The 16,888-nt window shown below is 71.7% G+C and carries 17 protein-coding genes; 10 read left to right on the forward strand and 7 right to left on the reverse strand.

Going from position 1 to position 16,888, the window contains the following annotated elements:
- The first annotated feature begins 80 nt into the window (after positions 1–80).
- On the forward strand, positions 81–677 hold the full coding sequence (locus AC6EXY_RS14355) for a TetR/AcrR family transcriptional regulator (RefSeq protein ID WP_499817462.1): 597 nt from the start codon (positions 81–83) through the stop codon (positions 675–677).
- A gap of 61 nt (positions 678–738) precedes the next feature.
- Here AC6EXY_RS14355 and AC6EXY_RS14360 read toward each other — a convergent pair whose 3' ends face one another.
- Positions 739–1,164: a nuclear transport factor 2 family protein gene (locus AC6EXY_RS14360; RefSeq protein WP_101831063.1), complete on the reverse strand. Its 426-nt coding sequence runs from the start codon at positions 1,162–1,164 to the stop codon at positions 739–741.
- A 181-nt stretch (positions 1,165–1,345) separates the two neighbouring features.
- Here AC6EXY_RS14360 and AC6EXY_RS14365 point away from each other — a divergent pair, with 181 nt between their 5' ends.
- The 9 genes from AC6EXY_RS14365 to AC6EXY_RS14405 all read left to right on the forward strand — a co-directional run bounded on the left by AC6EXY_RS14365 (position 1,346) and on the right by AC6EXY_RS14405 (position 10,614).
- The gene (locus AC6EXY_RS14365; RefSeq protein WP_101831054.1) at positions 1,346–2,245 is read left to right on the forward strand and encodes an MBL fold metallo-hydrolase; all 900 of its coding nucleotides are present in this window, start codon (positions 1,346–1,348) and stop codon (positions 2,243–2,245) included.
- A gap of 84 nt (positions 2,246–2,329) precedes the next feature.
- Positions 2,330–3,115, forward strand: coding sequence for an SDR family NAD(P)-dependent oxidoreductase (locus tag AC6EXY_RS14370; protein ID WP_499817463.1), 786 nt, complete (start codon positions 2,330–2,332; stop codon positions 3,113–3,115).
- A gap of 73 nt (positions 3,116–3,188) precedes the next feature.
- Positions 3,189–3,590 carry a lipocalin-like domain-containing protein gene (locus AC6EXY_RS14375; protein WP_101831052.1) on the forward strand — a complete coding sequence of 134 codons (402 nt, stop codon included), beginning with the start codon at positions 3,189–3,191 and terminating at the stop codon, positions 3,588–3,590.
- Between the two features lie 53 nt (positions 3,591–3,643).
- Entirely contained in the window at positions 3,644–5,113 is a 1,470-nt protein-coding gene (locus AC6EXY_RS14380) for an FAD-binding oxidoreductase (protein WP_499817464.1), read from the forward strand.
- A 754-nt stretch (positions 5,114–5,867) separates the two neighbouring features.
- A complete protein-coding gene (locus tag AC6EXY_RS14385; protein ID WP_165818403.1) occupies positions 5,868–6,653 on the forward strand; it encodes an AfsR/SARP family transcriptional regulator in 786 nt (261 codons plus the stop codon).
- A 250-nt stretch (positions 6,654–6,903) separates the two neighbouring features.
- Entirely contained in the window at positions 6,904–8,178 is a 1,275-nt protein-coding gene (locus AC6EXY_RS14390) for a beta-ketoacyl-[acyl-carrier-protein] synthase family protein (protein WP_101832166.1), read from the forward strand.
- Positions 8,175–9,392, forward strand: coding sequence for a ketosynthase chain-length factor (locus AC6EXY_RS14395; RefSeq protein WP_499817465.1), 1,218 nt, complete (start codon positions 8,175–8,177; stop codon positions 9,390–9,392). Before AC6EXY_RS14390 ends, AC6EXY_RS14395 begins: the two co-directional genes overlap by 4 nt.
- A 2-nt stretch (positions 9,393–9,394) precedes the next feature.
- Positions 9,395–9,649 carry an acyl carrier protein gene (locus AC6EXY_RS14400; protein ID WP_499817466.1) on the forward strand — a complete coding sequence of 85 codons (255 nt, stop codon included), beginning with the start codon at positions 9,395–9,397 and terminating at the stop codon, positions 9,647–9,649.
- A 2-nt stretch (positions 9,650–9,651) separates the two neighbouring features.
- A complete protein-coding gene (locus AC6EXY_RS14405) occupies positions 9,652–10,614 on the forward strand; it encodes an aromatase/cyclase (protein WP_101832163.1) in 963 nt (320 codons plus the stop codon).
- A 93-nt stretch (positions 10,615–10,707) separates the two neighbouring features.
- Here the strand turns inward: AC6EXY_RS14405 and AC6EXY_RS14410 are convergent, their stop codons facing one another.
- From AC6EXY_RS14410 to AC6EXY_RS14435, 6 genes are all read right to left on the reverse strand, one after another.
- On the reverse strand, positions 10,708–11,943 hold the full coding sequence (locus AC6EXY_RS14410) for a cytochrome P450 (RefSeq protein WP_101832162.1): 1,236 nt from the start codon (positions 11,941–11,943) through the stop codon (positions 10,708–10,710).
- Complete coding sequence (locus AC6EXY_RS14415; protein ID WP_101832161.1) at positions 11,940–12,371, reverse strand: SCP2 sterol-binding domain-containing protein; 432 nt, start codon at positions 12,369–12,371, stop codon at positions 11,940–11,942. The genes AC6EXY_RS14410 and AC6EXY_RS14415 overlap by 4 nt, the downstream gene beginning before the upstream one ends.
- Entirely contained in the window at positions 12,368–13,666 is a 1,299-nt protein-coding gene (locus tag AC6EXY_RS14420; protein WP_499842349.1) for a cytochrome P450, read from the reverse strand. Before AC6EXY_RS14420 ends, AC6EXY_RS14415 begins: the two co-directional genes overlap by 4 nt.
- A gap of 25 nt (positions 13,667–13,691) precedes the next feature.
- Positions 13,692–14,744: a methyltransferase gene (locus tag AC6EXY_RS14425; protein ID WP_207770471.1), complete on the reverse strand. Its 1,053-nt coding sequence runs from the start codon at positions 14,742–14,744 to the stop codon at positions 13,692–13,694.
- Positions 14,745–14,879: 135 nt separating this feature from the next.
- Positions 14,880–15,479, reverse strand: a complete 600-nt coding sequence (locus AC6EXY_RS14430) for a GNAT family N-acetyltransferase (RefSeq protein ID WP_101833627.1) — start codon at positions 15,477–15,479, stop codon at positions 14,880–14,882.
- Positions 15,476–16,702: a helix-turn-helix transcriptional regulator gene (locus AC6EXY_RS14435; RefSeq protein WP_101833626.1), complete on the reverse strand. Its 1,227-nt coding sequence runs from the start codon at positions 16,700–16,702 to the stop codon at positions 15,476–15,478. The genes AC6EXY_RS14430 and AC6EXY_RS14435 overlap by 4 nt, the downstream gene beginning before the upstream one ends.
- Positions 16,703–16,888: the final 186 nt, after the last annotated feature.

The following is a 16,888-nucleotide window of genomic DNA, read 5'->3' on the forward strand; positions in this document are numbered from 1 at the left end:
CGGTGCTACGCGCGGACGACTCCAATGGTGATCGGAACTAGACTTCCTGATGTTCCGTGGGTGACGCGAGAGGGGTTGACATGGCCGAGGCCGAACGTCCCCTGCGCGCGGACGCCCGCCGCAACCGCGAGCGCATCCTCGCCAGCGCCGGTGAGCTCTTCGCCCGGCAGGGCAATGCCGTCCAGATGGAGGAGATCGCCGCGCACAGCGGGCTCGGCATGGGCACGCTGTACCGGCATTTTCCGAGCAAAAAAGATCTGCTCGTCGCGGTCGTCCGGGAACGCTTCCAGAACATGAGCGTGCTCGCCCGTGAGGCCGAGAGCATCGCCGATCCCGGCGTCGCCTTCGAAACGGTCCTGCACCGCTATCTCGAGACGGCCGACGGTGATTCCGCCTTCCAGCTCGCCCTGCTCGGATCCACCGGGCTCCAGTGGGACGGCGCCGAACAACAGAAGGCCGAGTTCGCGGAGATCGTCACGCGTATCATCGCCCGGGCCGTCGCCGCGGGTCACCTGCGCGCCGACTTCACCTTCTCGGACTTTCCCGTCCTCGCCTGCGGGATCATGTCCACCATGTACTTCCGGCCCAGCCGGAACTCGGACTGGCGCCGGCATCTCGACCTCGTCCTGAACGGGATCCGAGCCGACCCGGCCCGCTCGGCGCCAGCCCACCCGTAGGAGAACGCTCTGCCGACGGAGAACGCTCTGCCGACGGAGAATGCTCTGCCGACGGAGAACGTCAGTCGTAGGAGACGTGCCGGGACGCGTTCAGCAGTTCGCCGTCCAGCTCCACCAGGATGTCGTGCATCGTGCAGCTGACGAACACGGGTTCCTGCCCCGGCCGGACCTTCACGACCAGGCAGTAGGCGGTCGACCGCAGGCGCCCGTCGTCCAGCGGCTCCAGATTGATCATTGTCACCAGGTGCCGGCGCTGCATCGGGTCGTCGGAGAACTTCCGGTGGAAGTCGGTGAGGTCCTCGATGATGCCGGCCCGGGTCCGCGACGGCGGGCGGCCGGGGGTGTGCGCGAACTCGGCGTCGTCCGAGAAGGTCCCGGCATAACCCACGATGTCGCGGGAATCCAGCCGCTGCATCTGGGCGGCGTAGAACTGCTGGACCCGCGGGTAGACGGTGGCGAGGTCGAGTCCGGCGGACGCGGTGGTCATCGGTGCCTCCACAGCTCGGAAGGATTCGGGGGGATCCAGAGGGATCCGGAACGGAACAGGGATCCGGCGGGATTCCGAGGCAGTGTCGGCCGGGCGGCTCAAGCGCCGGTCAAGCGCGCCCCGAGGGCCGGCCCGAGCACTTCTTGAGTGCTTCTCGACCGCCGGTCGTGACAGTCACCGCATGTCGACTTTCACCGGCCCGGTGAGGCTGTGCGAGCTGGCCGACGGAGTTCACGCGTTCCTGCAGCCCGACGGCGGCTGGTGCCTGAACAACGCGGGCCTGCTCGTCGGCGGGGGCACGGCCGTCCTCGTCGACACCGCCGCCACCGAGGCGCGGGCGAGTCGGCTGCGCGAGCTCGCCGTGACGGCGGCAGGCGCGATACCCAGGGTGGTGGTCAACACCCACGCGCACGGGGATCACACGTTCGGCAACGGCGTCTTCCCCGAGGCGCTGGTGGTGGGGCACGAGGGCACGCGGGCGGAGGCGGAGCGGGCCGGCCTGCACCTGACCACGCTGTGGCCGGACGTCGAGTGGGGGAAGATCGAGGTCGTCCTGCCGCAGGCGACGTTTCGCGACCCGATCGCGGCCCGCCTGGGCGGGCATGACATCGAGCTGCACTCGTTCGCCTCGGCGCACAGCGCCAGCGACACCGTCGTGTGGCTGCCAGGGCGGCGCGTGCTGTTCGCCGGGGACCTCGTCCTGTCCGGCGTGACCCCGTTCGTCCTCACCGGATCGATCAGCGGGCTGCGGGCCGCGCTGGGGCGCCTGCGGGAGTTCGACGCGGCGACGGTCGTGCCCGGGCATGGCCCGGTCGGGGGGCCGGAGCTGTTCGACCAGACCGAGCGCTACCTCGGCTGGCTGACGGAGCTCGCGCGGGCGGGGATCGCGGCTGGTCTGACCCCGCTGCAGGCCGCGCGGGACGCCGACCTCGGGGAGTTCGCCGGGCTGATCGACTCGGAGCGGCTGGCACCCAACCTGCACCGCGCCTACGTCGACCTCGGCGCCGAGCCCGCCGACCTCGACCAGCTGCTCGCCGACATGACGCGGCTGCACGGCGGGATGCCCGCCTGTCATGCCTGAGCCCGCGCCGCTTGAGTGATCCTTTAACACCCTTTGGCAGCGTCCCACCACGACGCGCCACGACATGGAGGAAGGCGGACGGTCATGGCCGAGCGCTCCGAGCAGGTCGCCCTCGTCACCGGTGCCACCAGCGGCATCGGGCTGGAGATCGCGAGAACCCTGGCCGCGGACGGCATGCGGGTCTTCCTGTGCGCGCGCACGCCGGAATCCGTGGCCACGACCGTCAAGGAGCTGGGTGCGCGGGGCCACGAGGTCGACGGGTACCGCTGCGACGTCCGTTCCCCGGCGGAGATCGGAGAACTCGTCCGGCGGGTTCTTGACCGCTTCGGCACCATCGACGTCCTGGTGAACAACGCCGGCCGCCCTGGCGGTGGGCATCTGCCCGACATCTCCGACGAGCTGTGGTGCGACGTCGTCGACACGAATCTCACCAGCGTCTTCCGGATGACCAAGGAGGTGCTCGTCGCCGGCGGGATGCTCGAGCGCGGCCGCGGCCGCATCATCAGCATCGCCTCGACCGGCGGCAAGCAGGGCGTCATCCACGCCTCGCCCTATTCCGCCTCCAAGCACGGCGTCGTCGGCTTCACGAAGGCGCTGGGGCTTGAGCTGGCCAGGACCAGAATCACGGTCAACGCCGTCTGCCCCGGTTTCGTCGAGACGCCGATGGCCGAGCGGGTGCGGGAGCACTACGCCGACATCTGGGGCGTCGACGAGGACGAGACGAAGTCCCGCATCGAGGCCCGCGTGCCCATCGGGCGGTACGTCGAGCCGCACGAGGTGGCGGCGATGGTCCAGTACCTGCTGTCGCCGGGGGCCGCCGCGGTCACGGCACAGGCGCTGAACGTGTGCGGAGGACTCGGGAACTACTGACCGGCGCCGCCCGGCCGACATCCGGACCGGGAATCGACGCGAGAACTCAGGATCTTCGGTGCCGGGAGCGCGGATGCTGATGGAGAGGGACCTCGTCGGAGCATGGCGGCTGGTGTCGCACTGCTACCTCAACGAGGACGGTTCCACCGACGAGGGTCCGCTGGGCGCGGGCGCGGACGGCCTGCTCATCTACCATCCCAGCGGTTTCATGGCGGCCAGTCTGATGCGGACCGACAGCTGGTCCGGCGACGCGCCGGCACCCTACCTGGGATCCGTCGAGAGTTACCTGGGGTATTCCGGCCGGTGGCGGGTGGAGAAGGACGCGGTCGTCCATCAGGTGGTCATCGGGTCCCATCGCCGTGTGGTCAACACGGAGCAGGTTCGCGGCGCCCGGCTGACCAACGGCCTGTTGACGTTGCGAAACCGCCTTCCCGACTCGACCCGGCATGTGGTCATGGACTGGCGGCGCGCGTGACGTCGTGACGTCGTGACCGTCCGATTCGGCTGTGCGTGGGGAAGGATCGTGCGTTGGACACACTGTTGAGCAGGCGGGCGGCACTGAAGGCCGTCGGTCTGGGAACGGCGGCGCTCGCGGCCGGGGTCGGGCTCGATCTCGGGACCGGGGTCGCCGAGGCCGCGACGGCGTCGGACGCGCTGCGCGGCGCGCTCGGGTCGACGGTGCTGCTGCCCGGCGATCCCGGCTACGACGCCGAGCGCGCCGGTTTCAACACGCTGGTCCAGCAGCGCCCGAAGGCCATCGTGCTCGCCGAGTCGGCGCGGGACGTGGCCGCGGCCGTCCGCGTCGGGGCGGGGCTCGGCTGGCCGATCGCGGTGCAGGCGACGGGGCACGGCATCAGTGTCCCCGCGGACGACGCGCTGCTGATCAACATGCGCAGGCTCGCGGGCGTCGGGATCGACACCGGCCGGCGCGTCGCCCGCGTCGACGGCGGAGCGCGCTGGCGGGACGTGATCGCCGCGTCGGCTCCCGCGGGCCTGCTTCCCCCGGCCGGGACGACGTCGAACGTCGGGGCCACCGGCTATGTCACCGGCGGCGGTGTGTCGATCATCGGCCGGACCTACGGCTACGCCGCCGACCGGGTCCGCGGCATCGACCTCGTCACCGTGGACGGCCGGCAGCGTCGGCTGAGCCCGACCCAGGAGCCGGACCTGTTCTGGGCGGTGCGGGGCGGCATGGGCAACTTCGGCGTCGTCACCTCGTTCGAGATCGACCTGCTGGCGGCGCCGACCGTCTACGGAGGGGCGCTCACGTTCCCCGCGGCGGCCGCCGAGCGGGTGTTCGCGGCCTACGTCGGCTGGACGGCGACGGTGTCCGACCGCACGACGTCGGTCGCGGCGTTCGTCCGCTACCCCGACATCCCCACGGTTCCGCCGGAGCTGCGCGGCACACTCGCGCTGATCATCAGGGCGGTGCACGTCGGAGCGCCGGCGGACGCGGACGCGGAGCTGGCCGCGCTGCGGGCCCTGGGCCCGGTGTCGGACACGGTCACCGCCGTGCCGGTCGCGCGGCTCGACACGATCTACGGCGTGCCCACCGCCCCCGTCGCCACGATCAGCGAGAGCGGCCTGACCCGCGATCTGGGTGACGACGGCGTCGCCACGGTGCTGCGTGCGGTCGGGCCGGCTGCCACGCTGCCCCCGGGCTTCGTCGAGATTCGCCACCTCGGCGGGGCGTTCGGGCGCCGACCGGCGTCCCCCAACGCCATCGGGCACCGGGATGCGCGGTTCCTGGTGTTCCTCAGCAACCCGCTCGCGGCTCCCGAGCAGGCCGGCGCGGTCCATCAGGCGCAGCTGGCCGCGCTGACCGGACTCGGGCCGGTGCTCACCGGGGGACGGATTCCGACCTTCCTCGGCCCCACGGACGTGACGCCGCAGGCGGTCAGCGTCGCGTACGACCAGGCGGACTGGACCCGGCTGCGCGGCCTCAAGAGCAGGTACGACCCGAACAACCTGTTCCGCATCAATCACAACATCCGCTAGCCGGACGCCGGCGGATCCGTTCCGGGCCCGACCCCGCGCCGGGGCCGCGCCGGACAGCCCCGGCACGCGCGAGATCGGCGACCAGCTCCACCCGCTGGCCGTCGGTCTCGCATGCGCGTGTTCCCGCCGAGGGATCACCGCTTCGACGCATCCCGCCGTCCCACTGTCCCGCCCGCTGTTCCGCCCGCCGTCCCGTCCGCCGTCCCCACGGCGCTCCCGCCGTGTCTCCTTCCGGCCGGCGCCTCCTTCCCCGCGGCGTCGCCCGCGGCCTCGGCGGTGGAATGGCGAGGCGGCGGCCCGCCCTGACCTCGCGGATAATTGACGTCGCAATTTCCTGGTGGCCATCTCGGCCATGTCGGCCGTCGATTTACCGGCCGGCTCGAAGTATGCGCGGCTGGCCTGTGGCCCGCCACGACCTGCGAAGACGCGCGTTCTTCGGTCGGTCGGTGGCGATCCGCGGCCGCTATCTTGTCATTGGCTTCTGTCGGAGTTCTGACAGTGGGCTCAGTCACGGTTGAATCAAATCGTGGGGTTCGTGTTAGACTTTCCGCGTACGCCGATTGACGGACGGCTATCGGAGTGCTGGCGACTGCCGGATTCTGATTATTTGCATGTTGAACTGAGCCATGATCGTCGAGGGATGGGTCGAGGGGTCCAAGGGTCGCGCGGGAGCGTGCACGAGCTCTGTGTCGAGGGTGGTGTATCTGTGCCCGGAAAGGCCCGGCGCGACGCCCGGAATCCACGGGAGACTGTGATGATCGCAACCTGTCTGCAGATAAAGGTCCTGGGTCCACTCGAAATCAGTCATGTCGTGACGGCGGCGGCCGGCGCGCCCCCCTTCGGAATCACAGCGGCCAAGGTTCGGCAGGTGCTGGCGATGCTCGCCGTCAACGCGAACTCGCTGGTGACCATCGAGCAGCTCATCGACGAGCTCTGGCCGGACGGGCCGCCCAGCACCGTCAAGACGGTCGTGCAGACCTACGTGTACCAGCTGCGGAAGCTGTTCGAGCGCAGCTTCGAGTGGCCGCGGGGCGCGGAGATCGTGGTGACCAGGCCGGGTGGTTATCTCCTCGAGATGCCGCGGGACAACCTGGATGTCTTCCAGTTCCAGCACCTGATGCGCTGCGGGAAGGACGCCCTGGCCGAGGGCCGGACCGCCTCCGCGGCCGACCTGCTGCGGCAGTCGATCGACCTGTGGCGCGGGCCGGTGCCGGCGGACATCGTGTCGGGTCCCTTTCTCCGGGGGCTCTCGGTCTATCTGGAGGAGCAGCGCCTGGAGGCCGTCCTGTTGCGGGTCGAGGCGGATCTGGCGAACAACCGCCACCGGGAACTCGTCGGTGAGCTCCGCTCCCTGGTGTCCACCCACCATCTGCACGAATCCTTCTACCTGCGGCTGATGCAGGCTCTGCACCGGTCCGGCCGCCGCGGCGAGGCGCTCGCCGTCTACCACCGCCTGCGCGACATCCTGGACGACGAGCTCGGCCTGGAACCCTCCGCCGAGGCGAAGCGGCTTCAGCGTGAGATTCTCGTGAGCAGCTGATCGAAGTCACCCGTGCCGGCGGAAGGGTGCCGGGCCTGAGTACGGATTGAGTGGCGATAGAGAGGGCGACCTTAGCGTCCCTGGCGAAAGGAAGTACAGGACGGATTCCCGTCCGGTACCTCCGCCAATGTATTCCAGGGGCAGAGGAGGTCATGTCCGGTATGCCTGGGCTGCTCTTTACCGGTCCATGTCCGCGAGTTCTGGCGGCGGGCCGGCGCGTTGTTGACGCCGACCACTGTGGCGGCACGCCGTGAACCGCCGGGTTGTGATCACGGGAATGGGGGTGCGGGCGCCGCGGGCGCGGGGGCGCGACGCGTTCTGGGAGCTGCTGTCCGCCGGCCGGACCGCCACCCGGCGGATCTCGTTCTTCGATCCCTCCCCCTACCGGTCGCAGGTCGCGGCCGAGGTGGACTTCGACGCGGCGGCGGAGGGCCTGCGCCCCGCGGAGATCCGGCGGATGGACCGGGCCACCCAGTTCGCCGTCGTGTGCGCGCGTGACGCGGTCGCCGACAGCGGGCTCGACCTCGCGACGGTGGACCCGCACCGGATGGGGGTGAGCCTGGGCAGCGCGGTGGCCGCGGCCACCAGCCTCGAGCGGGAGTACCTGGTGCTGTCCGACTCGGGCCGGCGCTGGGTGATGTCGCCGGACCAGCTGTCCCCACACATGTTCGACTACATGATCCCGAGCGTCATGCCCGCCGAGATCGCCTGGACCGTCGGCGCCGAGGGCCCGGTCGCGATGGTGTCGGACGGATGCACGTCGGGCCTGGACTCGGTGGGGCACGCCGTCGCGCTGATCCGCGAGGGCAGCGCGGACGTGATGCTCGCCGGCGCGTCGGATACGCCGATCACCCCGATCGTGGTCGCCTGCTTCGACGCCATCAAGGCCACCACCACCTACAACGACGACCCCGCCCACGCCTCCCGCCCGTTCGACGCGACCCGCAACGGCTTCGTGCTCGCCGAGGGCGCGGCCGTGTTCCTCCTCGAGGAGCTCGACGCCGCCCGCCGGCGGGGCGCCCGCATCTACGCGGAGGTCGGCGGATTCGCCAACCGGTGCAACGCCTACCACATGACCGGGCTCAAGGCCGACGGCCGCGAGATGGCCGAGGCGATCCGGGCCGCCCTCGACGAGGCCAGGCTCGACGCCACCGCCGTCGACTACGTCAACGCCCACGGTTCCGGCACCAAGCAGAACGACCGGCACGAGACCGCGGCGTTCCGCCGCAGCCTCGGTGACCACGCGTACCAGACGCCCGTCAGCTCGATCAAGTCCATGGTCGGCCATTCGCTCGGCGCGATCGGCTCGGTGGAGATCGCCGCGTCCCTGCTGGCCATCGAGCACCAGACCGTGCCGCCGACGGCGAACCTCGAGGTCGCGGACCCGGAATGCGACCTGGACTACGTGCCCAAACAGGCCCGCGAGCACCGGATCGACACCGTGGTGACCGTCGGGAGCGGATTCGGTGGCTTCCAGAGCGCGATGGTCCTGACCCGGCCGCGTGGACAGGGGGAGCGGCCATGACCGTCATCACCGGCCTGGGCGTCATCGCGCCGAACGGCCTCGGCACCGAGCGGTACTGGGACGCGACGCTGTCCGGCCGCAGCGGCATCGGCGAACTCGACCGGTTCGACACCACCGGGTACCCGGCCCGGCTCGCCGGCCTGGTGCGCGACTTCGACGCCGCCCAGTACCTGCCGGGCCGGCTGCTGCCCCAGACCGACATCTCCACCCGCCTCGCGCTCACCGCCGCCGGGTGGGCGATCGAGGACGCCGGCCTCGACACCGCGGCGGTGCGCGACTACGACATGAGCGTCGTCACCGCGAACGCGTCGGGCGGGTTCGAGTTCACCCACCGGGAGTTCCGCAAGCTGTGGACCAGGGGACCGGAGCACGTCAGCGTCTACGAGTCGTTCGCCTGGTTCTACGCGGTGAACACCGGCCAGATCTCCATTCGGCACGGGATGCGCGGCCCGTCGTGCGCCCTGGTCACCGAGCAGGCCGGCGGCCTGGACGCGCTGGGCCAGGCCAGGCGCACCATCCGGGCGGGCACCCGGGTGGTCGTGGGCGGCGGGGCAGACTCGGCCTTCGACCCGTGGGGGGCGCTGTCCCAGACGGCCGGCGGGCGGGTGAGCGCCGACCCGGACCCGGCCACCGCCTACCGGCCCTTCGACACCCGCGCGGCCGGCTACCTGCCTGGTGAGGGCAGCGCCATCCTCGTTCTGGAGGCCACCGAGTCGGCCCGGGCGCGGGGGGCCCGGGCATACGGCGAGCTCGCCGGCTACGCCGCCACCTTCGATCCCGCCCCGGGCAGCGACCGTGCGCCCGGGCTCGGCCGGGCGGCGAGCCTGGCGCTGGCCGACGCGGGGATCACACCGGCCGAGGTGGACGTCGTGTTCGCCGACGCGGCCGGCCTGCCGGAGCTGGACCGGTCCGAGGCGCTGGCCCTGCGCGAGTTGTTCGGGGCGGGCGGGGTCCCGGTCACCGCGCCGAAGTCGCTGACCGGCCGTGTCTTCTCCGGAGGCGGGACGCTCGACGTCGTCTGCGCGCTGATGAGCATCCGCGACGGCGTCATCCCGCCGACCTTCGGCACCCGGTCGGTACCGGCCGAGTACGGCCTCGACCTGGTGCTCGGCACCGCCCGCCAGACGCGGGTGGACACCGCGCTCGTCCTGGCCCGCGGCCGCTGGGGATTCAACGCGGCCGTCGTCATCCGTTCCGTCGAGAAGGGAAGTTGACCATGAGTAGGACCATGACCATCGACGAGCTGCGGGACCTTCTCGTCGAGTGCGCCGGCGGTGACGACGCGGCGGCGCCGGCCGGCGACATCTCGAACGTTCCCTTCGAGGACCTTGGGTACGACTCGCTCGCCCTCATCGAGACCGCGACCCGGCTCAAGCTGGAACGCGGCGTCGTCGTGCCGGACGAGGTGATCACCCAGGCGCGCACCGCCGGCGAACTGCTCGCCGAGATCAACGAGCGGATCGCCGCGTAGCCATGGACATCACGATGACCCACAGCCGGGTGGTCGCCGCGCCGGCGGACGACCTCTACCGGCTGATCGCGGACGTGACGCTCTGGCCGGTGATCTTCGGTCCGAGCGTGCACGTCGAGCACCTGCAGCGCGGCCCGCGCGAGGAGCGGTTCCAGCTCTGGGCGCTGGTCAACGGCGAGGTGCACAGCTGGATATCGCGCCGCGAGCTGGACCCCGACGCGCGACGCGTCACCTTTCGCCAGGAACGCAGCAATCCGCCGGTCGCCGGCATGGGCGGCGGCTGGTCGCTGCGCCCGATCGACGACCGCAGGACCGAGGTCGTGCTGGACCACTCGTTCTCGGTGAGCGAGCCCGGCGCGCGGGAGACGATCCGGGCCGCCGTCGACCGCAACAGCACCGAGGAACTGACCGCCCTCGGGCGCGTCGCCGAGCTCGGTGAACCGGTCGACGAGATCATCGACACCTTCTCCGACACCGTGGTCCTGGACGGCCGGCTACCGGACGTCTACGACTTCGTGTACAGGTCCGACCTGTGGCCCGAGCGGCTCCCGCACGTGTCCCGCGTCGACCTGACCGAGGGGGATCCCGGCATCCAGGTCATGGAGATGGACACCGTCACCGCCGACGGGTCGGCGCACACGACCTGCTCGGTCCGGGTCTGCTCGCCGAACGCGAGCATCGCCTACAAGCAGCTCGTCCCACCGAGCATGCTGCTGGGCCACAGCGGACGGTGGCGGTTCGCCGAGGTGGACGGCGGGGTCGAGGTGACGGCGACGCACACGGTCGCGATCGATCCCGCCGCCGCCCGCGCCGTGCTCGGCGAACGGTCCACCCTCGCCGACGCCCGCCGCCACCTGCGTGAGGCGCTCGGCGGCAACGGCCGCGCCACCCTCGCGCACGCCGGCCGGCACGTCACCGCCACGCCCGGCCTCGCGGGACCGGCGGGATCGCGCCCCGGCTCGTAACAGCACGGCACAGGAGAGCCCGAGGGATGGTCTCCCTCGGGCTCTCCGTCGTGAGCGTGCTGGTGTCAGGCCGTGGTCGTCAGGCGGTGGTCGTCAGGCGGTGGTGGTCAGGCGCAGCGGGAGTTCGCCGAGCCCGCGCAGCGTGTTGTTCAGTCGCCACCGCGCGGGGCCGGCCGGCGCGAGCGCCGCGGACGCCCGCTGCAGGGCGCCCACCAGGGCCTCGGCCTGGCCGTAGGCGAACACCCGGCCGAGGCAGGCGTGGATGCCGAAGCCGAAAGCGAGGCTGCCCGCCGGCCCGCGGGTGAGGTCGAAGCGCTCGGGCTCCTCCCAGCGGCGTGGGTCGCGCCCCGCCGCCCCGAACAGCAGGACGACCCGATCCCCCGCGCCGACGGTGACGCCGTCCACGTCGACGGCGCGGGAGGCGGTGCGGAAGAACATCTGGATCGGGGTTTCGAGCCGGACCGCCTCGTCGAGCGCGACCCGGATGAGCCGGGGATCGTCGCGCAGCGCGGCGTACAGCCCCGGGTCCGCGGCCAGGTACATCAGCAGTGCGGCGAGGCCCTTGGTCGTGGTGTCCATCCCCGCGACCAGGATGCCGCGGACCAGGACGGCCGCCTGCTCGCGGGTGAAGCCGTCGGCCAGGGCCCGTTCGTGGATCTGGGCGCCCCAGCCGTCCGGGCTGAGCTTCTCCGGGTAGAGATGCTCGTCGATCCACGGCATGACGGTCCGGGCCCGGCCCATCGCCTGGTCGAACAGCTCGCCCGGAGGGCCGTTGAGGTTGAACGCGGTCTCGGCGAACGCGGGCAGGAACTCCGCGCGCCCCTCCCGGGGCACGCCGAGCCCGTCGGCGAACACCGTGAGCGGCAGGGCCTGGGCGAGCGCGCCGACGCCGTCGACCTCGCCGCGGGCGAGGGCGTCGCGGACCAGCCGCCGCGCCGCCGCCTGGGTGGCGCCGCGCAGGTCGCGGCCCACCGACGAGGAGAACACCGAGGCGATCACCTGCCGGGCGCGGGTGTGCTCCGGCGGATCGGCCTCCTGCAGCTGGCTGCGCGAGCGCCAGGCCGATCCGCCGCGCAGGTCGGTGTACCCGGTGCCGGCCGAGGAGTAGAACCTCTCGTGGTCCTGCAGGGCGGATCGCACGGCGCTGTGGCGGGCGAAGGCCCACACCCGGTGGCGTTCCAGCCAGACGACCGGGCCCGCGTCCCGCAGCCGCGCGTAGGCGGGGTACGGATCGGCGAGGGTCTCGCGGGCGAACAGGTCGAGGTCGCTGGCCGGGACGGCCGCCGTCGAGGCTGGGACCGCCGTCGGGCCTGGGACCGCCGCCGTCACCAGATGGTCCTGGCGGAGAGGTCGGCGGTGAACCGGTGGTAGGAGCCGGACTGCAGCACGAGCATCAGCTCCAGCAGCTTCGCCTTGTCCCCGGCGACGGCGAACTGCCCGGTCACGAACGCGGTGGCCGCGTGCAGCTCGCCGGTCTGGAAGTCGACCAGGTCCCGGTAGGTGGCGGTGATCGCGAGGTCGGCGCGGTCCAGCTCGCCGCGCCCCGCCCGGACGATGACGCCCTTCTCGATCAGCAGGTAGTAGTCGACGCGACCCTCGGGGGTGTCGGTGGCGTGGAACTGCAGCCGCACGTTCACCGCCGGCATGTTCGGCTGGCTGGCCGAGGCCAGGCTCTCCAGCGCGGCCAGGTACTCCCCGGACAGGAACCGCAGCCGGGGCCCGGCGCTCCCGGTGGTCCCGGTGGTCCCGGTGGTCATGTGGCTTCCGTCCGGTAGCCGCGAAAGCGCACCCGCAGTTCCTCGACCTGGGGGAAGGCGACCCGGGCACGGTGGCGCAGGGGAGCGGCGATCTCCAGGCCGTCCAGGCGGTGCAGCACGACCGGGAAGACGACCTCCGCCTGCAGCCGGGCGAGCCGCCAGCCGGGACAGACGTGGATGCCCGCGCCGAACGAGATCGACGGCCCCTGCCGGCGGGTGACGTCGAAGGCGTCCGGATCGGTGAACTTCGCCGGGTCGCGGTTGGCGGCCGCGATCAGTGCCATGATCCGCGCGCCGGCGGGCAGCTCGACGCCGCCGATCCGGACCGCCTCGCTGGTCGTGCGGGGGACCATGTGCGCGGGCGGGTCGTACCGCAGCACCTCGTCGATCGCCGGGTCCAGCAGAGACGGGTCGGCGCGCACCCGGTCGGCCTGGTCGGGATGCTCGGCGAACAGGCGGATGCCGTTGGTGAGGAAGTACGTCGTCGTCTCGCTGCCCGCGGCCACGATCATGTGGCACATCTGGACGAGCTCGTCGAAGCTGAGCTTGTCGTCGCCGTCGCGGACCCCGATCAGCGCGGACAGCAGATCGTCGCCGGGCTGGCGGGTCTTCTGCCGGACCAGCTCCCCGTAGTAGCCGTCGAGGAACTCCGCCGCCTCGTCGGCCCGGCGCAGCTCGGTCGCGGTCATGCCCAGCTCGAAGGTGCGCTGGAAGTCGCGGATCGGCTCGCGCAGGATCGGGGCCTCGTCCAGCGGGATCCCGATCAGGCCGGCGACGACGCCCAGCGGGAGGGGGAAGCAGAGTTCGTTGCAGATGTCGCCGCCGCCGGCCTCGGCGATCGGGGCGATCAGCTCCTCGGTGCGGCGCCGGATGGCGGCCCGGTGCTCCTCCACCCGCTTCGTGGTGAACACCCGGTTGACGATCCGGCGCAGCCGGGTGTGCTCCGGCGGGTCCGCCCACAGCATGGCGGCGGCCAGCTTGCGCAGCGCCGGGTGCTGTTCCCAGTCGCCGCTGAACCGCCCGGCCATGAAGCGGCGCACGTCCTTGCCGACCTGCCTGCTGCGCAGCGTGTCGTTGACGTCGTCGAAGCGGGTGAGCGCCCAGATCCCCATCGCGCTGTGATGGACGGGGACGGCCTCGCGCAGCCGGCGGTAGCGCGAGTACGGGTCGGCCCTGCCCTCGGGTGAGAAGAGGATCTCGGCGAACGCCTCGTTGGCCGCGTGCACGGCCGTGGGGTCCGGTGGGGCGGTGGGGTCCGGTGGGGTGGGGTCCGGTGGGGCCGCGGTGGTGGCCATCAGCGCCTCCTCGGTCATCGTCCGCTCAGCCGGGGATGGTGGTCTCGACCACGTGCAGCAGCGGATGGACCGCGGTGACGCCCTCGAGGCGCAGGCCGGCGCGCTCGACGAGCGCGCTCACACCGGCGCGGGTGTGCCGGCGGCCGTTGGTGTTGAGCAGGAACAGCAGGTCGATCCCGGTCGCGTAGCGGATCTCCGGGCTGTCGTCGACCAGGTTCGTGATGACGAGCACGCGGCTGCCAGGCCGGCCGGCGCGCACCGCGTTGCGCAGCGCGGTCACCGTCAGCTCGTCATCCCATTCGAGGATGCTCTTGAACTGGTAGACGTCCGCCTCGACCGGGATCTCCTCCAGGCAGCTGCCCGCCACCACCCGGGACCGCCCGGCCAGCGCGCCGTCGGCGCGCAGCCGCGGATCCGGGTTCGCGACGGCGGCCGGGAGGTCGACCAGCGTGCCGTGCAGGTGCGGATGGTGCTCCAGGATCGTCGACAGCGTGTACCCCCGGCCGCCGCCGACATCGGCGAAGGTCTTCACCCCGCTCAGGTCCAGCGATTCGGCGATCGCGTCCGAGGTGATGCGGCTGAGTTCGGTCTGGGAACGGTTGAAGACCTCGGTCGACTCCTGCCATTCCCTGTGGAGATGCGTGAAGAACGGGGCGCCGTACCGCTCGTCGAAATGACCGCGCCCGGTGCGGACGGCCTCCTCGAGGTCCGGCCAGAGCTCCCAGACCCACGGCTCGGTGACCCACAGGACCCAGTTCCGCAGGCTGTGCGGATCGTCCTCCCGCAGCAGCCGGGACGTGGGCGTGTGCGCGATGCCGCCCGCGGTCTCCTCGAACACCCCGTAGCTGCGCAGATTGCGCAGCAGCCGCTCCAGTACGGCCGCGTCGACGTCAAGGCCCTTCGCCAGCTGGTCGATCGGGACGGGGGTGTCGCCGATCTCGTCGGCGAGCCGGATCCGCAGTACGGTCCGCAGCGCCGCCGGAACGGCGGAGGCGAGCGAGAGATCGCGCAGGAGCGTGATGGGCGACGGACCCTCACTCCCACCGGCAACGGACAGCGTGCTTTTGACGAGAGCCACCTTTTCTCCTCTCTCGGGCGGATCCGGACCGCGGCGGGACTCCGATCGTCCGGCCGCGGTCGGTTCCGCGCGAGGACAGCAACTGCGGCGGGCCGCTTCCGCGTCAGATGCTGAGGTGCGCCGTTATAGGAGCACTCAACCGTCGCTGAGGAGTCGCCGCCACCTGGGTCCGCCGTCGACGGCGGGCCGCGCGCTCCAGTCGGCGCGGGTGAGGGCGTAGATGTGGCGGGGGTTTCCGTTGCGGACGGTGGCTTCGGCGAAGGAAAGGCCGAGTTTCTCGGCGACGCGGATAGACGCCGCGTTCTCGGGATGGATGATGGAGATGACGCGGTCCGCGTCGACGTGGGTGAAGGCGTATTCGACGGCGGCGGCGCCGCCCTCCGTCGCCAGACCCTGCCCCCATCGCTCGGGGCATATCGTCCAGGCCGCCTCCAGACCGGGCCAGCCGTGCTCGCGGTAAAGGCCGGCGCGGCCGACGAACTCGCCGGTCACCCGGTCATGCGCCAGCCACATGCCGAAGCCGTTCAGCGCCCAGTGGCCGATCTGGTGGGCGAACATGTTCCACACCGCGGACTCGCTGCCGGGGGAGCCGGTGTAGCGGCTCATCTCGGATTGCAGGGCCATCCGGGTGTACGCGGGAATGTCGCGGGCCTCCCAGCCGCGCAGGACCAGCCGCCTGGTGCGCACGACAGGCACCCCGGCGACGGGAACCGACTCGCCGATGTCGAGGGTCACCGTTCCATCAAAGCCCGCCGACCCGTCGCCGTGAGCTGTTCGCGGAAGTCGGTCACCTCCGGAATCGCGCGGTAGGGCGCCAGATCGGCCGCGAGGCGGGCCACCCGGCTGACGAGGCTGTGGGTGGGGCTCGCGGTCAGCAGCGCCAGGGTGCGCCCGCCGAGCGCCGCCGCCTCGGCGGGTTCTGGCTGGTCACGGCACAGCAGGGTGGTCGCGAGGACGAGCAGGGCGTGCCCGTGGTCCTCGAAGCCGACGGCCCGGCCGCTGTCGAACGCGTCGACGGCGTCGCGGGCGATCGGCTCGACCTCGCGGCCGCGGCCGAAGCGGGCGAGCAGGCCGGCGCTGAACCACTCGGCGTTCGCGGCGCCGAACGGCGAGCTGCCGGGACGGGGCTGCGTCTCGACGGTGGCGTGCCGCATCCGGGTGAGCGCCGCGTGGGTGCCGTCCAGGTCCCCGAGCGCGGCCAACGCCCGCGCCTCGTAGGCGGCGAGGCGGGCGCGGGTGTACGGATGGTCCGGCGCCCGGCGGGCGGCGTCGACGGCCGCGGTGTGCTGGCCGCCGTAGAACGCCAGCGTGGCGGACATCGCCGCGACGGACGCGGCGAGCACCGGTTCGTCGATCTGGTCGGCGTGGTCGCTGGCCTGGGTGACGAAGCGCCGCGACGAGGAGTGGTCGCCGAGGTTGAACGCGAGGCGGGAGAGCATGTACGCCGAATAGCCGGCGATCGCGGTCAGCTTCGCCTGCGCCCGTGCCTTGGCGCCGGTGTCGAGCAGCGCCTCGGCGGACGTCCACGTCCGGTAGACCCGCGGGGCGAGCACGGCGTGCGGGGTGGTGGTGAACACGGCCGCGTGCTGGTCGATCGCGTCGTCGAGCTCGGCGAGGGTCAGCGCGTCCGGGCCGATCCGGGTCCGCCGCCGGTAGGTCTCCGCGGCGATCAGCCCCGCCGCGGAGAGCTCGAACATCTGCCGCCTGTTCGTGGCCGCCTCCCTGTCGTCGAGCCTGTCGCCCAACCGCGCCTGCCAGGCCTGGAGTTCGCCGCCGGTCTGCCAGAACTCGTCGAGGGCGCCGCACAGGTCCGCGGACGGAAGGTCCCCGTTCTCGGCCTTGGAAATCCGGGTGCGATGAAATCCAATTCGCCGACTGAGTGTGTCCTGGCTCATCCGTCCACGAAGTTGTCGGATGCGCCGGCCAAGCTTCGTGGCGTCGGCCTCGTCCTCGTCCACCGCACTGTCCCTTCCCGGTTTGCCCGGGTGACCGACGGGATCGGCGTAGTGCGGCACAGAGCACGGCACAGCACAGATCGCGCGCACGTCTGGTGTTCTCCCGGTCGCGTCCGCAGACTTCTGCTTGTCGGAAAGGTAACCGGACCGCGACTCATATGGATTGATTTCCAGGAGGACACGTGTCGT

Source organism: Frankia sp. RB5 (assembly GCF_059816245.1).

Bases quoted from the DNA above. Each gene is read 5' to 3' on its own strand.
- AC6EXY_RS14355 (WP_499817462.1), top strand. From the start codon at position 81: ATGGCCGAGGCCGAACGTCCCCTGCGCGCGGACGCCCGCCGCAACCGC.
- AC6EXY_RS14360 (WP_101831063.1), bottom strand. From the start codon at position 1,164: ATGACCACCGCGTCCGCCGGACTCGACCTCGCCACCGTCTACCCGCGG.
- AC6EXY_RS14365 (WP_101831054.1), top strand. From the start codon at position 1,346: ATGTCGACTTTCACCGGCCCGGTGAGGCTGTGCGAGCTGGCCGACGGA.
- AC6EXY_RS14370 (WP_499817463.1), top strand. From the start codon at position 2,330: ATGGCCGAGCGCTCCGAGCAGGTCGCCCTCGTCACCGGTGCCACCAGC.
- AC6EXY_RS14375 (WP_101831052.1), top strand. From the start codon at position 3,189: ATGCTGATGGAGAGGGACCTCGTCGGAGCATGGCGGCTGGTGTCGCAC.
- AC6EXY_RS14385 (WP_165818403.1), top strand. From the start codon at position 5,868: ATGATCGCAACCTGTCTGCAGATAAAGGTCCTGGGTCCACTCGAAATC.
- AC6EXY_RS14395 (WP_499817465.1), top strand. From the start codon at position 8,175: ATGACCGTCATCACCGGCCTGGGCGTCATCGCGCCGAACGGCCTCGGC.
- AC6EXY_RS14400 (WP_499817466.1), top strand. From the start codon at position 9,395: ATGAGTAGGACCATGACCATCGACGAGCTGCGGGACCTTCTCGTCGAG.
- AC6EXY_RS14405 (WP_101832163.1), top strand. From the start codon at position 9,652: ATGGACATCACGATGACCCACAGCCGGGTGGTCGCCGCGCCGGCGGAC.
- AC6EXY_RS14415 (WP_101832161.1), bottom strand. From the start codon at position 12,371: ATGACCACCGGGACCACCGGGACCACCGGGAGCGCCGGGCCCCGGCTG.
- AC6EXY_RS14420 (WP_499842349.1), bottom strand. From the start codon at position 13,666: ATGGCCACCACCGCGGCCCCACCGGACCCCACCCCACCGGACCCCACC.